The following is a 14,298-nucleotide window of genomic DNA, read 5'->3' as shown; positions in this document are numbered from 1 at the left end:
GGCGCTTTGCTTGCGAAGCACTGCTTCGCAAGCGCCCGAACGCACAGCCGCCAGCGGCTGGGCCGGGCCCCGGAGGGGTACTTGCAGCGCCCCCCTCAACCGGACCCACCCCGCCATCCCACGGAATGCACGCTGTTGCTGTTGCTGTTGCTGTTGCTGTTGCTGTTGCTTTGGCCTCGGCAGGTGCAGGGCTGCAAGCCCTGCCGAACACCCCTCAACGCCTGGACGCGAGCTGCTCGAGCATTTCCCAGGACTTCAGCCCGCGCGGCCCCAGGTGATGGGCCAGCACCCGCCGCATCGGCAGGCGCAGGCTGGCCAGATCGGCGGCATCCGGCTCTTCGTCAGCCGCCAGCGCCAACAGCGCCGACCCGGTGGCGGCTGCCCGGCGCTCCCCGCCGCGCTCGCTCAACAGGCGCTGCGCACCCTCCTGCGGGTCCAGTTCGTACCGCGCCGCCGGGTCGATCGGCTGGCCATCGCTGGCGCTGTCCAGCTCGAAACCCAGGCCCAGCGCAGACAGCAGCTCGCGTTCGAAACGGCGCAGGGTCCAGGCCAGGCCAGCGCCCACCGCCAGCCGCGCACGCGCCTCGCCGTAGGCGAGGTACAGCTCCGGCAGCGGGTCCTGGCGCGGGGCCAGGCGCAGGGTCAGTTCGCTCAGGTAGAAGCCGGCCAGCATCGCCTGCCCGACCAGGCGTGGCGCGGCATCCAGCGCCTCGGCGCCACGCAGCTGGGCCAACTCACCCCGCTGCTGGGCACTGAAGCGGATCCACTGCAACGGCTGCAGGGCGGCGCGCAGCACCTGGCCCTTGGCAGTGGACACGCCACGCGCAAGCAGGCCGATACGGCCATGCTGTGCGCTCAACACTTCGACCAGCAGGCTGGTCTCGCGGTAGGCCCGTGCGTGCAGCACGAAGCCGGTGTCGTCCTCGATCATCATCGAAGCGACTACAACGCCTTACTCGTAACCGAAGGCCTTCAGCGCGGCCTCGTCGTCGGACCAGCCTTCACGCACGCGCACCCAGGTTTCCAGGAACACCTTGGCCCCGAACAGACGCTCCATCTGCAGGCGGGACTTGGCGCCGATCTCCTTCAGGCGGGCGCCGCCCTTGCCGATCACGATGGCCTTCTGGCCTTCACGCTCGACCCAGATCACCGCACCGATGCGCAGCAGGTTGCCGTCCTCGGTGAAGCGTTCGATCTCGACAGTGGTGGCATACGGTAGTTCCTCGCCGAGCTGGCGCATCAGCTGCTCGCGCACCAGTTCACCGGCCAGGAAACGCTGGCTGCGGTCGGTGATCTCATCCTCGCCGAACATCGGCGGGGCTTCCGGCAGCAGCTTCAGCACGTCGCGCACCAGCGCTTCCAGGCCGTTGCGCTTCTGCGCGGAGATCGGATGCACGGCGGCGAAGTCGCGACCCTCGGTCACCTGCTGCAGGAACGGCAGCAACGCGCCCTTTTCCTTCAGGCGATCGATCTTGTTGACCACCAGCACCACCGGGATGCCGGCGTCGCGCAGCACGTTGAACGCCAGGCTGTCCTCTTCATCCCAGCGACCGGCTTCGATCACCAGCAGGCCGGCATCGACGCCTTCCAGCGAGCCACGCGCGGCGCGATTCATCACCCGGTTCATCGCCCGCTTCTGCACCTTGTGCAGTCCGGGGGTGTCAACCAGCACCAGCTGGCCCTCCGGATAGGTGGCGATGCCCAGCAGGCGATGACGCGTGGTCTGCGGACGGTTGGAGACGATGCTGACCTTGGCGCCAACCAGGGCATTGGTCAGGGTCGACTTGCCCACGTTCGGGCGGCCGATGACGGCCACGCTGCCGCAATGATGGGGAGTTTGTTCGCTCACTTGGAATCCAGTTGTTCTAGGACGGCCGCAGCCGCCTGTTGTTCGGCAAGCCGCCGCGAGGCGCCTTCGCCCTCGGTGCTGGCGGCCGGGTCGGCTACGTTGCAGCGTACCCGGAAGTGCTTGGCGTGGTCGTCACCGGATTCTGACACCAGTTCATACTGCGGCAACGCCTTCTGTCGGGCCTGCAGCCATTCCTGCAGGCGGGTCTTGGGGTCCTTCTCGGGTCGGCCGGAGGCCGGCAGTGCCTCGATCGAAGCGCTGAACCAAGGCAGTACCACCGCCCGGCAGGCCTCGAAACCGGCATCCAGGTAGATCGCAGCCACCACGGCTTCCACCGCGTCGGCCAGGATCGAATCACGACGGTGGCCACCGGACTTCATTTCGCCCGGGCCCAGGATCAGCCGCTCGCCCAGTTCCAGGCTACGTCCAATCACCGCCAGCGCGCCCTCACGCACCAGTTCGGCGCGGGCACGGGTCATCGCGCCCTCGTCAGCCTTGGGCCAGCGTCGGTACAACGCCTCGGCCGCCATCATGTTGACGATGCTGTCGCCCAGGAATTCCAGGCGCTCGTTGTGTGGCGCACCGGCGCTACGATGCGTCAGCGCCTGCTTGAGCAGCGCCGGGTCGCGGAAGGGATGACCGATCAGGTCACCACGTTGGAAAGGTTTATTCGGCACCGCTTCGAGTCAGGTCCTGGGATGAATCGAATTTGCCAACCACGTCCAGGTTGCCGACCAGCGGACGGCGCACTTCGTAGTTGACCTTGAGGGTCCAGCCATTGTCGCGACGGTCGAACTTCACGTTGGCCGGCTTCACGTTTTCCGAGTAATTGATGTACAGGCGCTTGAAGAACAGATCCTGGATCCGGGCCGGCTCCATGCTGCCCACGCCCGGCTCCTTGGCCAGGCTCTTCATCGCCGAGCGCACCGCGTAATACTCCTGGTACATCGGGAACAGCTTCATGCCGATGTAAAGGAAGAAACCCACCACGATCAGGACCGCCAGGAACGAGGTCAGGGTCATGCCACGCTGCGTGTTCATCGTCTTCATTGCGTTCTCCCCAGATACGCGTTGGATGTGAAGGTACTCAGTTGATGCTCGAGCCGATCCGCGACGGCTCGAAGCCATCCTTGCAGAACCAGCCCTGGCAGTTCAGCCAGATCAGGAAGGCCTTGCCGCGCAGGTTTTCTTCCGGCAGCAGGCCCCAGAAGCGGCCATCGTCGCTGTTGTCACGATTGTCGCCCATCACCAGGTACTTGCCGGCCGGTACGGTCCACTGGCCCTGGCCACGCGGATAGTCGGTCTCCAGCACGGTATGGGTACGGCCCGGCAGGTGCTCGACCAGCAGGTTGGCGCCCTCGCCCTGGCCCTTGTGGCCGGCATAGATGCCCTTGTTGTCGTACTTCAGCGGTTCGCCATTGAGGATCACGCCGTCGCCTTCGAAGACCACGGTGTCACCCGGCACGCCGATCACGCGCTTGATGAAGTTCTCGCCCTTGGCCGGGTCGTTGTCGCTGTGGCCGGGGAAGTGGAACACCACCACGTCGCCGCGCGACGGCTCGCCGAAGGGGACGATCTTGGTGTTGCTGATCGGCAGGCGCAGGCCGTAGGAAAATTTGTTGACCAGGATGAAATCGCCGATCAGCAGGTTCGGCATCATCGAGCTGGACGGGATCTTGTACGGCTCGGCGATGAAACTGCGCACGATCAGCACGATCGCCAGCACCGGGAAGAATGCACGCGAGTAGTCCACCAGCACCGGCTCGGTGTCGAGCAGGCCCGCGCGCTGGGCGCGGCGCTTGGCGAGGTACAGCTTGTCGGCGAGCAGGATCAGGCCCGAGGCCAGGGTCAGCACGACCAGGAGGATCTCAAACAGTTTCATTCAGGGTCCTTTGCAACGTCACCAGACGACCGGCCCCGCGAGGCCGGTGCGGGCTTACTTGTTGTCCATCTGCAGCACGGCCAGGAACGCTTCCTGCGGGATCTCCACGCGGCCGACCTGCTTCATGCGCTTCTTGCCTTCCTTCTGCTTTTCCAGAAGCTTCTTCTTGCGCGAGACGTCGCCACCATAGCACTTGGCCAGCACGTTCTTGCGCATCGCCTTGACCGTGGTGCGGGCGATGATCTGCGAGCCGACGGCGGCCTGGATGGCCACGTCGAACATCTGCCGGGGGATCAGGTCCTTCATCTTCTCGCACAGCTCGCGGCCACGGCGGTCGGCGTGGCTGCGGTGCACGATCAGCGACAGTGCGTCGACCTTGTCACCGTTGATCAGCACGTCGACGCGCACGAACGGGCCGGCGTCGAAGCGCACGAAGTGGTAGTCCAGCGAGGCATAGCCACGGCTGACCGACTTGAGCTTGTCGAAGAAGTCCAGCACCACCTCGGCCATCGGCAGCTCGTAGCTGATCTGCACCTGGCTGCCCAGGTAGTTGATGCCGATCTGGCTGCCGCGCTTTTCTTCGCACAGCTTGATGATGTTGCCGATGTATTCCTCGGGAGTGAGCACATTGGCGCGGATGATCGGCTCGCGGATCTCCTCGACCTGGTTCACCGGCGGCAGCTTGGCCGGGTTGTCCATGTTGATGACCGAGCCGTCGGTCTTCAGGACCTCATACACCACCGTCGGCGCGGTGCTGATCAGGTCCAGGTTGTATTCGCGTTCCAGGCGCTCCTGCACGATCTCCATGTGCAGCATGCCCAGGAAGCCACAGCGGAAGCCGAAGCCCATCGCTTCGGAGCTTTCCGGCTCGAAACGCAGCGCGGCATCGTTCAGGCGCAGCTTGTCCAGCGCTTCGCGCAGGTCCGGGTAGTCCTCGGCATCGACCGGGAACAGGCCGGCGAACACGCGCGGCTGCATTTCCTGGAAGCCCGGCAGCGGCTTCGGCGCCGGATCGCCGGCCAGGGTGAGCGTGTCGCCGACCGGCGCACCATGCACGTCCTTGATGCTGGCGGTGACCCAGCCCACTTCACCGGCACGCAGCGCCGGCAGCACCTTGCGCTTGGGAGTGAACACGCCGACGTTGTCGACCTGGTGGTTGCGGCCGGTCGACATCACCTGCAGCTTGTCACCGGCCTTGATCTCGCCCTGCATCACGCGCACCAGCGAGACCACGCCCAGGTAGTTGTCGAACCACGAGTCGATGATCAGCGCCTGCAGCTTGTCGGTGTCGCGCGGCACCGGCGGCGGGATGCGATGGACGATCGCCTCCAGCACGTCCTGCACGTTGAGGCCGGTCTTGGCACTGACCGGCACGGCGTCGGAGGCGTCGATGCCGATCACGGCCTCGATCTCGGCCTTGGCGTGCTCGATGTCGGCGGTGGGCAGGTCGATCTTGTTGATCACCGGCACCACTTCCAGGCCCTGCTCCACTGCGGTATAGCAGTTGGCCACCGACTGCGCTTCCACGCCCTGCGCCGCGTCGACCACCAGCAGCGCGCCTTCGCAGGCGGCCAGCGAGCGGCTGACTTCATAGGAGAAGTCGACGTGGCCGGGGGTGTCGATGAAGTTCAGGTGATAGGTCTGCCCGTCCTTGGCCAGGTACGGCAGTGACACCGATTGCGCCTTGATCGTGATGCCACGCTCGCGCTCGATGGGATTGGAGTCGAGCACCTGCGCTTCCATCTCGCGGGCCTGCAGGCCACCACAGAGCTGGATGATGCGGTCGGCCAGCGTGGACTTGCCGTGGTCGACATGGGCGATGATGGAGAAGTTGCGGATGTTCCGCATCGAATCAGAAGACATAGGTGGCGGCGGCGCGCGGCGTCGTCAGGGTAACGGTCGATTATCGCATGCCCGGCGCCCGGCCGCGAAAACTGCCTCATCGGGCCGGGGCCAGAACGGCCGAAGCCCCGCCGGGGCGGGGCTTCGGGGGCCGCGTCGGCGCCGCCGAAGCGGCCCCGGCAGGAGCCTTACTGGCCGGCCTTCACCGCCACGAAGGCGCTGTTGCCGTTGGCCGTGCGGACCAGCAGCATCACCACGTCGTCCTTCTTGAAGCTGGACAATGCCCGGTTCAGGGCATCCACGCTGCCGACCGCAGTGCGGCCGACCTGCAGGATCACCATGCCCGGCGACAGGCCGGCATCGCGTGCCGCCTGGCCCTTGACCCCGGTGATGCGCACGCCTTCATTGCCGTTGAGCCCCAACTGCTTGCGCTGGGCCGCGTTCAGGTCGCTGACGTCCAGCCCCAGCAGGGCGTTGGCACCGGTCTGCGGAGCCGCCTCGCCACCGCCAGCCGACGGCCCGCGGGCATTGGCCTGCCCGTCCTCGCTCAGTGCGGTCAGCGTGGCACTGAGCTCATGCGGCTTGCCGTCGCGGTAAACCACCAGGTTCACCTTGCTGCCCGGCGCCATCGCACCGATCAGCGGCGGCAGGTCGGACCAGCTGTTGACCGCGCTGCCGTTGACCGAGCGGATGACATCGCCCACCTGCACGCCGGCCTTGGCGGCCGCACTGCCGGCCACGATCTGGTTGACCAGCGCGCCGCGGCTGTCCGGCAGGCCCAGTCCCTGCGCCTTCAGCGAATCGATCGGTTCGACCACCGCGCCGAGCTGGCCGCGGGTGACCTTGCCGCTCTTCTTGATCTGCTCGACCGCGCTCATCGCCAGGTCGATCGGGATCGCGAAGCTGATGCCCATGTAGCCGCCGGAGGCCGAGAAGATCTGCGAGTTGATGCCGACCACTTCGCCGCGGGTGTTCAGCAGCGGCCCACCGGAATTGCCCTGGTTGATCGCCACGTCGGTCTGGATGAATGGCACGTAGCGCTGGTCCGGCCCCCCCGTACTGCGACCAACGGCGCTGACCACGCCGGCGGTAACGGAATGGTCGAGGCCGAACGGCGAGCCGATCGCGACAACCCATTGACCGGGCTTCAGGGTGTTGGAATCGCCCACGCGCACGGTGGGCAGGTTCTTGCCATCGATCTTGAGCAGGGCCACGTCGTACTGCTGGTCGCTGCCCACCACCTTGGCGGTGAACTCGCGGCTGTCGCCCAGCTTGACCTTCACCTCGCTGGCGTCGGCCACCACGTGGTAGTTGGTCAGTACATAGCCATCGGGCGAGATGATGAAGCCCGATCCCATGCCACGCCCCTTGATGCTGGGACCGCCATCCTGCCCACCCGGCCCCTGCCCCGGCATCGGGAAGTCAGGGCCGAAGAAGCGGCGGAAGAACTCCGGCATGTCATCGTCGCCCATCGGGCCGCGCGAGGCCTGGCGGTTGTTGCGGACGATGGTGGTGTCGACGTTGACCACGCCCGGGCCGACCTGTTCGACCAGGTTGGTGAAGTCAGGCAAGCCACTGACCAGCGGTTGTGCAGGTGCCCGCGGCGCCGCGGCCGGCGCAGGCTGGGTCTGCGCGGCAGGCGCCGGCGCCTGTGCGCAGGCCACCAGGGGAAGGGTCAGGGCCAGCAGGCCAATGGCCTGCGTGCGGAGTCGGGGAGTCATCGGACGGCAACCTCCGGATCGGGTGGAAAGAGGAATACGGGCCCCGCCGACGGCGGGGCGTGAAGGCGCCCGGCTCAGTCGCGCGGGCGCGGCGGCACCGGCAGGTCGTCCTGCAGGCGCGGCTCGAACGGGTAGAACGCGGCACCACCGGCATGGGCCGGGAAGCTGGCATTGAGCGCACCACCGGCGGCGGGCGCCAGGCTGGAGCGCGGCCATGGCCGGGCCTGCAGCCCACCGACCTCACCAAACGGCAGGTTGTGGTTGGCGTTGGCCGGTACGGTCGGAGCCAGCGGTGCCTGCACGGCGGCGATGGCGCGCTGCGGAGCGTCATCGCGCTGGGCGGCACGCGCGGCCTGCTGGCTGCGGGTTGCACTGGCGCGGCGGGCGTCCTGGCGACGGCTGGTGGCAGCCATCGCCACAGCCGGCGCCGCCGCCACGGCCATCGCGGCGGTATCCACCGATGCTTCGGTCACCGGGGCCGGCGCGGTTGGCGCCGGCGGCAGTTCCGCCTGGCTGGCGATCACCTGCGGCGCCAGCGGTTCACCCGGCGTGGCCTCCTTCAGTTTCTCGCCGCCGATGAACAGCGCGACGGCGGCCACCGACGCGGCCAGGGCGGCGCCGCCGCCCCAGGCCCGCCAGCCACTGCGACGTACCTGGCGACGCGGCTCGGCCTGTGGCGCCGGCTCGGCCGCGATGGCGGCAGCCACGGCGGCACTGAAGCCGGCCGGCGCCAGCGCCGACGCCTGTCCGCGCATCACGTCGCCCAGCAGCTGCCAGCGTTCCTGGCAGCCGGCCAGCTCGGGGTCGTGCTCCATCCGGCGCAGCAGGAAGCGCGCTTCATCGGCGCCCAGCTCGCCATCGACCAGGGCCGACAGCTGCTCGCGATGGCGCTGGTCCAGGCGCTGCCCGGCGGGCGATTGATGGTTCTGCGATTCGTTGAACGGGTTACTGGTCATACGCGGCTCTTCTCACGGGTGGCGCTGCCGATGTCCAGCAGCGGCCGGAGTTCGGTGTCGATCGCCTCGCGCGCCCGGAAGATCCGTGAACGCACCGTGCCGATCGGGCACCCCATCTTCTGCGCGATATCCTCGTAGCTCAGGCCTTCCACCTCGCGCAGGGTGATCGCTGACCGGAGTTCTTCCGGCAGCGCGTTGACGGCCTTCATCACCGTCTGTTCCAGCTCCTGGCGCATCAACTCGCGTTCGGGCGTGTCGGTGTCACGCAGGCGCGTACCACTGTCGAACTGTTCGGCATCGCCGATGTCGATGTCATCGGTCGGCGGCCGTCGATTGTGTGAAGCCAGGTAGTTTTTGGCGGTATTCACGGCGATTCGATGCAACCAGGTTGAGAACTGGGCATCGCCACGGAAACTCCCGATCGCGCGGTAGGCACGGATGAAAGTGTCCTGGGCGACGTCCTGACATTCGCTCCAGTCGGCGATGTAGCGACCGACCAGGGCCACCACCCGATGCTGGTACTTGCGCACCAGGACATCGAAGGCGGCACTCTCGCCGTGCTGCACGCGCCGGACCAGTTCCAGATCCAGCTCCTGTGGTGTATCAACCTCGGCCATGAGGGGCCGCACTCCTGTCAGCCCAACCGACGTCGGGCAATGAGACTGCCAATCCCGGGAAAAGTTCAGTCGCCGATCACCTGGCGCCGCACCAGCTTTTAACCACCGTTCCGTTAGCGTCCCGGTCCACGGCCATGGATCCGGGGGCGCCACTCCCCTGCTATTGGGATTTGACGCGAGGGAAACAACCTCTGGATCATAGCCGCTTCTCCATACACAACCGGATGGAACGTCCATGCTCTCAGGCTTCGATGGTCTCCGCTTCAGCCACTGGCACCCCGAGATCCGCGACGACGGCGTGGTGGTTCTCTCCCTGGATCGTCAGGACAGCAGCGTCAACGCGATGTCGCAGGACGTGCTGCTGGAGCTGGGCGACCTGCTTGAGCGCATCGCGCTGGACCCGCCCAAGGGCGTGGTGGTCCAGTCGCTGAAGAAGGCCGGCTTCATTGCCGGTGCCGACCTGAAGGAGTTCCAGGAATTCGACCGTCGCGGCACTGTCAACGACGCGATCCGTCGTGGCCAGGCGACCTATCAGAAGCTGGCCGAGCTGCCCTGCCCCACCGTTGCGGCGATCCACGGCCACTGCCTGGGCGGCGGCACCGAACTGGCGCTGGCCTGCCGCTACCGCGTGGCGTCCAATGACAGCAGCACCCGCATCGGCCTGCCGGAAACCCAGCTGGGCATCTTCCCGGGCTGGGGCGGCAGCGCCCGCCTGCCGCAGTTGGTGGGCGCGCCGGCGGCGATGGACATGATGCTGACCGGCCGCACCCTGTCGGCCTCGGCCGCGCGTGGCATCGGCCTGGTCGACAAGGTGGTGGCGCCAGCGGTGGTGCTCGACACCGCCGTCGCGCTGGCGCTGTCCGGTACCACCCGCCCGTTCAAGCAGCGCGCGACGGCATGGGCCACCAACACCTGGCTGGCACGCAGGCTGCTGGCGCCGCAGATGGTCAAGCAGGTCGCACGCAAGGCGAAGAAGGACCATTACCCGGCGCCGTACGCGCTGATCAGCACCTGGCAACGCAGTGGCGGCAAGCCGATCCAGGCCCGCCTGGACGCCGAGCGGCGCGCCGTGGTGAGGCTGGCCAGTACACCGACCGCGCGCAACCTGATCCGTATCTTCTTCCTCACCGAGCGACTGAAGGGCCTGGGCAGTGGTGATTCCGGCATCCGTCACGTGCACGTGGTCGGCGCCGGCGTGATGGGCGGCGACATCGCCGCGTGGGCCGCTTACAAGGGCTTCGAGGTGACCCTGCAGGACCGCGAGCAGCGCTTCATCGACCCGGCCATGGAACGCGCGCAGGCGCTGTTTGCCAAGAAGGTGCGCGACGAAAGCAAGCGCCCCGCCGTGGCCGCACGCCTGCGTGCCGACCTGGAAGGCAATGGGGTTGCCGAAGCGGATCTGGTGATCGAGGCGATCATCGAGAACCCGGAAGCCAAGCGTGCGCTGTACCAGACGCTGGAACCGAAGATGAAGCAGGACGCCCTGCTGACCACCAATACCTCGTCGATTCCACTGGTGGAACTGCGCGATCACATCCAGCGCCCGGCGCAGTTCGCCGGCCTGCACTACTTCAACCCGGTAGCACAGATGCCGCTGGTGGAAATCATCCACCACGATGGCATGGCGCCGGAGACCGAGCGCCGCCTGGCCGCGTTCTGCAAGGCGCTGGGCAAGTTCCCGGTGCCGGTGGCCGGCAGTCCGGGCTTCCTGGTCAACCGCGTGCTGTTCCCGTACATGCTGGAAGCCGCCACCGCCTACGCCGAAGGCGTCCCGGGCCCGGTGATCGACAAGGCCGCAGTGAAGTTCGGCATGCCGATGGGCCCGATCGAACTGATCGATACCGTCGGCCTGGACGTGGCCGCCGGTGTCGGCCGCGAACTGGCACCGTTCCTGGGCCTGCAGATTCCGGCCGCGCTGCAGACGGTGGAACCGGACAAGCGTGGCAAGAAGGATGGCCAGGGCATCTACACCTGGGAAAACGGCAAGCCGAAGAAGCCGGACGTGGCCAGCGACTACCAGGCCCCGGCCGACCTGGAAGACCGCCTGATCCTGCCGCTGTTGAACGAGGCAGTGGCGTGCCTGCACGAAGGCGTGGTGGCCGATGCGGACCTGCTGGATGCCGGCGTGATCTTCGGCACCGGTTTCGCCCCGTTCCGCGGCGGTCCGATCCAGCACATCCGTGCGGTCGGTGCCGATGCGATCGTCGAGCGGTTGAAGGCGCTGCAGCAGCGCCACGGCGACCGTTTCGCCCCGCGCCCGGGCTGGGACAACCCCGCCCTGCGCGAACCGGTGGTTTGAGTTGATCTGCCGGGCCTGCGGCCCGGCACCCGCAGAGGCAACCGCCGAAGCAAAAGCCAAACCCGGAGCCAGAGCCAGAGCCAGAGCAACAGCCGGCTCTGGCTTTTCTGTTTGTTGGGCGGGGCGGTGTCGGGTTGCGGGGACGCCGTAAACCCGTCCTTGGGGGCTTGGCCGCGGCATCCATGCCGCGGACTGATCAGACACCCCGCAACCCGACACCGCCCCACCCCTGACAGTTTCCCGGTGACGGTGGGTGAACTGCGATGGCTGTAGGTGTCGACCTTGTTCAGCACGGATCATTACGAACTGGCGGGTGTCGACCTTGGTCGACACCAAGAGCGAAGCGACCGGCGTTTGATTTTGATTTTCTATTTTCTTCTCCGTGGCTGGACGCACACGGAAACTGTCAGAGGTCGGGCGGGTGGGTTGCGCAGGACCGTTGGCGCCATGGATGGCGCCATCGAGCCCCCATGGACGGGTTTACGGCGTGTCCTGCGCCACCCACCCGCCCGGCCAAGCGCGGTTTCTGCTTTTGCTTCTGCCTTCAGCGACCAAGCAACCAGCCACGAGGGGCTGCGCCGTTGGCTGGAACACCCTGTTACCCATACGAGGCATGTCCCCGTCACAGCCGCATGCGATGCTGACCACCTGATCCCTGCCAGCGAGAACGCCCGCATGACCACCATCATCGCCCCGCGCGTGCACGACATCGGCGGCCTCGAAGTCCGCCGCGCCGTCCCCACCCTGCAGGCGCGCAGCATCGGTTCGTTCGTGTTCGTCGACCAGATGGGCCCGGCACTGATGCACCCCGGCACCGCCATCGACGTGCGCCCGCATCCGCATATCGGCCTGGCCACGGTCACCTACCTGTGGTCGGGCGCGATCGGCCACCGCGACACCCTTGGATCGGACCAGGTGATCCGTCCCGGTGACGTCAACTGGATGACCGCCGGCCGTGGCATCGCCCATTCCGAACGCACGCCACAATCGGACCGCGACCATGACAACCCGATCCACGGCATGCAGACCTGGGTCGCGCTGCCGAAATCGCACGAGGAAATCGAGCCGGCGTTCTATCACCATGCCGCGGCCACCCTGCCCGAGCAGCGCCGCGACGGCGCCTGGCTGCGGGTGATCGCTGGCCGCGCCTATGGCGAGGAATCGCCGGTGAAAGTGTTCGCCGATACGCTCAATGTGGCGATCGATCTGGACCCGGACGCGGAAATCGACATCGACGACGGCCACCGCGAGCGCGCGTTGTACATCCTTGAGGGCGACGCGCAGTTGGATGGCGTGGACATCCCCGCACAGCACCTGGTCATCCCCGAAGCCGGCGCACGCGGCCGCCTGCGCGCAAAGACACCGGTAAAGGCGATGCTGTTCGGTGGCGAGCCGCTGGATGGCCCGCGCCACCTGTGGTGGAACTTCGTGTCCAGCTCGAAGGAGCGTATCGAGCAGGCCAAGCACGATTGGGAAGCCGGTCGCTTCGGCACCATCCCCGGCGACGACAAGGAGTTCATCCCGCTGCCGCAGTACTGAGCATCGCGTGTTGCACACAGCCGAGGGTGTATTCCTGCACCCGGCGTTGACGCTACAGTCACCCGCTGATCATTGAAATGTGACATAAATCACACTTTCGACCGTCAAAGGAGTGCAACACATGAGCATGGGTAAACGCTTGTCCGCCGAATTCCTCGGCACGTTCTGGCTGGTTCTGGGTGGCTGCGGCAGTGCGGTGCTGGCCGCCAAGTTCGGTGGTGACGGCAATCCGCTGGGTATTGGCTTCCTCGGCGTGGCGCTCGCCTTCGGCCTGACCGTGGTGACCGGCGCCTATGCGTTCGGCCATATCTCCGGTGCGCACTTCAATCCGGCGGTCAGCGTCGGCCTGTGGGCGGGTGGTCGCTTCCCGACCAAGGACCTGGTGCCGTACATCATCGCCCAGGTTGCGGGCGGCCTGCTGGCCGGCTTCATCCTGCTGCAGATCGCCTCCGGCGCCAGTGGCTTCGCCATCGACGGCAGCCAGGCCGGAGCGTTCGCCAGCAATGGCTATGGCGCGCTGTCGCCCGGTGGTTACAGCGTGGCTGCGGCCTTCCTGTGCGAAGTGGTACTGACGGCGGTGTTCCTGATCGTGATCATGGGTACCACCCACGGCAAGGCACCGGCCGGGTTCGCCCCGCTGGCGATCGGCCTGTCGCTGACCCTGATCCACCTGATCAGCATCCCGGTCACCAACACGTCGGTGAACCCGGCCCGCTCCACGGCCGTGGCCTTCTTCGCCGGCAGCGGTGCGGTCAGCCAGTTGTGGCTATTCTGGGTCGCCCCGTTGCTGGGCGGCGCGATTGGCGGCCTGATCTACAAGTGGATCGGCAACGACCGCTGATCCCCGCAGCAACCATTGCGGCCGACGGTCGGCCGCAATGGTTGCGCTTGCAACCGCGAATTGTGCGATCGCTCACGTTCCGTTAAGGTTGAGTTGACCGTCCGTGCACATGCCGGATGGGGTGGCGTCCGGGGATGGGATGCCATGGTCGCCGGCTCCGCTGGCGAAGCCAACCAATTCATCACCTTGGGGGATGCATGAAGTTCGTGCCTGTCATGTTGTCGAGCCTGCTTTTCGCTGCGGCCCAGGCCGCCGCGCAGGCGCCGTCCGAATGTCCTTCGCTGCCGGCCAGCAGCGGTCTGCAGTGGCAGCAGCAGGTGCAGGCCGATTTCCTGGTCTGCCGCGCCAGCACCCCTGATGGCCGCGAAGTGCTGAGCCTGATGCTCAGCGCGCGTGATCCGTCCATTCCGCTGAACCGCTCACTGCGGCAGGAAAAAGGCAGCTTCGGCGGTGAATCGCTGTACTGGTACCAGCCCGACCTGGGCGGCCAGCAACCGCCGGGGTATGCCGAACGGCGCATCAGCGTGGTCAAGCTCGACAAGGGGCGTTACGCGCAGATTTCGCTGTATCCGGACAGCGCGCAGGAGCTGGGGTCACTGCAACAGCTGGCGCAGGGCATGAGCCTGACCCCGTCGGCCGTGGCCGCCGGGCGCTGAGGATGACGGGGATGACTGCTTGGCAGCATCCCCGCAGCGCGACCCGATCCAACGGTAGTGCCGGGGGGGGGGGGGGGGCCCCCCCCCCCCCCCCCC

13 protein-coding genes are annotated in these 14,298 nt (G+C 66.9%); 4 read left to right on the top strand and 9 right to left on the bottom strand.

Features of this window, described 5'->3' with window-relative positions:
• Positions 1 to 214: 214 nt before the first annotated feature.
• The 9 genes from recO to rpoE form a co-directional block, all read right to left on the bottom strand.
• Positions 215 to 934: a DNA repair protein RecO gene (gene recO, locus ACM0PK_RS21040; RefSeq protein WP_414608055.1), complete on the bottom strand. Its 720-nt coding sequence runs from the start codon at positions 932 to 934 to the stop codon at positions 215 to 217.
• 18 nt (positions 935 to 952) lie between these two features.
• Positions 953 to 1,849 carry a GTPase Era gene (era, locus tag ACM0PK_RS21035; RefSeq protein WP_005410599.1) on the bottom strand — a complete coding sequence of 299 codons (897 nt, stop codon included), beginning with the start codon at positions 1,847 to 1,849 and terminating at the stop codon, positions 953 to 955.
• Positions 1,846 to 2,526: a ribonuclease III gene (gene rnc, locus ACM0PK_RS21030; protein WP_005418230.1), complete on the bottom strand. Its 681-nt coding sequence runs from the start codon at positions 2,524 to 2,526 to the stop codon at positions 1,846 to 1,848. Before rnc ends, era begins: the two co-directional genes overlap by 4 nt.
• Complete coding sequence (locus tag ACM0PK_RS21025) at positions 2,516 to 2,899, bottom strand: DUF4845 domain-containing protein (protein WP_014038086.1); 384 nt, start codon at positions 2,897 to 2,899, stop codon at positions 2,516 to 2,518. The genes rnc and ACM0PK_RS21025 overlap by 11 nt, the downstream gene beginning before the upstream one ends.
• Positions 2,900 to 2,936: 37 nt before the next feature.
• Entirely contained in the window at positions 2,937 to 3,731 is a 795-nt protein-coding gene (gene lepB / locus ACM0PK_RS21020) for a signal peptidase I (RefSeq protein WP_005418234.1), read from the bottom strand.
• Between the two features lie 54 nt (positions 3,732 to 3,785).
• A complete protein-coding gene (gene lepA / locus ACM0PK_RS21015; protein ID WP_414608056.1) occupies positions 3,786 to 5,579 on the bottom strand; it encodes a translation elongation factor 4 in 1,794 nt (597 codons plus the stop codon).
• Positions 5,580 to 5,761: 182 nt separating this feature from the next.
• Complete coding sequence (locus ACM0PK_RS21010) at positions 5,762 to 7,294, bottom strand: DegQ family serine endoprotease (protein ID WP_111008361.1); 1,533 nt, start codon at positions 7,292 to 7,294, stop codon at positions 5,762 to 5,764.
• Between the two features lie 74 nt (positions 7,295 to 7,368).
• Positions 7,369 to 8,250: a sigma-E factor negative regulatory protein gene (locus ACM0PK_RS21005; protein WP_072169164.1), complete on the bottom strand. Its 882-nt coding sequence runs from the start codon at positions 8,248 to 8,250 to the stop codon at positions 7,369 to 7,371.
• Entirely contained in the window at positions 8,247 to 8,867 is a 621-nt protein-coding gene (rpoE, locus tag ACM0PK_RS21000) for an RNA polymerase sigma factor RpoE (RefSeq protein ID WP_005418256.1), read from the bottom strand. Before rpoE ends, ACM0PK_RS21005 begins: the two co-directional genes overlap by 4 nt.
• 235 nt (positions 8,868 to 9,102) lie before the next feature.
• Between rpoE and ACM0PK_RS20995 the strand changes: the two genes are divergently transcribed.
• The 4 genes from ACM0PK_RS20995 to ACM0PK_RS20980 all read left to right on the top strand — a co-directional run bounded on the left by ACM0PK_RS20995 (position 9,103) and on the right by ACM0PK_RS20980 (position 14,202).
• Positions 9,103 to 11,166, top strand: a complete 2,064-nt coding sequence (locus ACM0PK_RS20995) for a 3-hydroxyacyl-CoA dehydrogenase NAD-binding domain-containing protein (protein ID WP_414608054.1) — start codon at positions 9,103 to 9,105, stop codon at positions 11,164 to 11,166.
• A 675-nt stretch (positions 11,167 to 11,841) separates the two neighbouring features.
• A complete protein-coding gene (locus tag ACM0PK_RS20990; protein ID WP_414608053.1) occupies positions 11,842 to 12,705 on the top strand; it encodes a pirin family protein in 864 nt (287 codons plus the stop codon).
• Between the two features lie 121 nt (positions 12,706 to 12,826).
• On the top strand, positions 12,827 to 13,546 hold the full coding sequence (gene aqpZ / locus ACM0PK_RS20985) for an aquaporin Z (RefSeq protein ID WP_134972113.1): 720 nt from the start codon (positions 12,827 to 12,829) through the stop codon (positions 13,544 to 13,546).
• A gap of 197 nt (positions 13,547 to 13,743) precedes the next feature.
• Complete coding sequence (locus ACM0PK_RS20980; protein ID WP_049414687.1) at positions 13,744 to 14,202, top strand: hypothetical protein; 459 nt, start codon at positions 13,744 to 13,746, stop codon at positions 14,200 to 14,202.
• Positions 14,203 to 14,298: the final 96 nt, after the last annotated feature.

Source organism: Stenotrophomonas sp. FR010 (assembly GCF_047520755.2).
Classification (GTDB): domain Bacteria; phylum Pseudomonadota; class Gammaproteobacteria; order Xanthomonadales; family Xanthomonadaceae; genus Stenotrophomonas; species Stenotrophomonas sepilia.
This window is presented reverse-complemented; position numbering and strand designations above follow the sequence as displayed.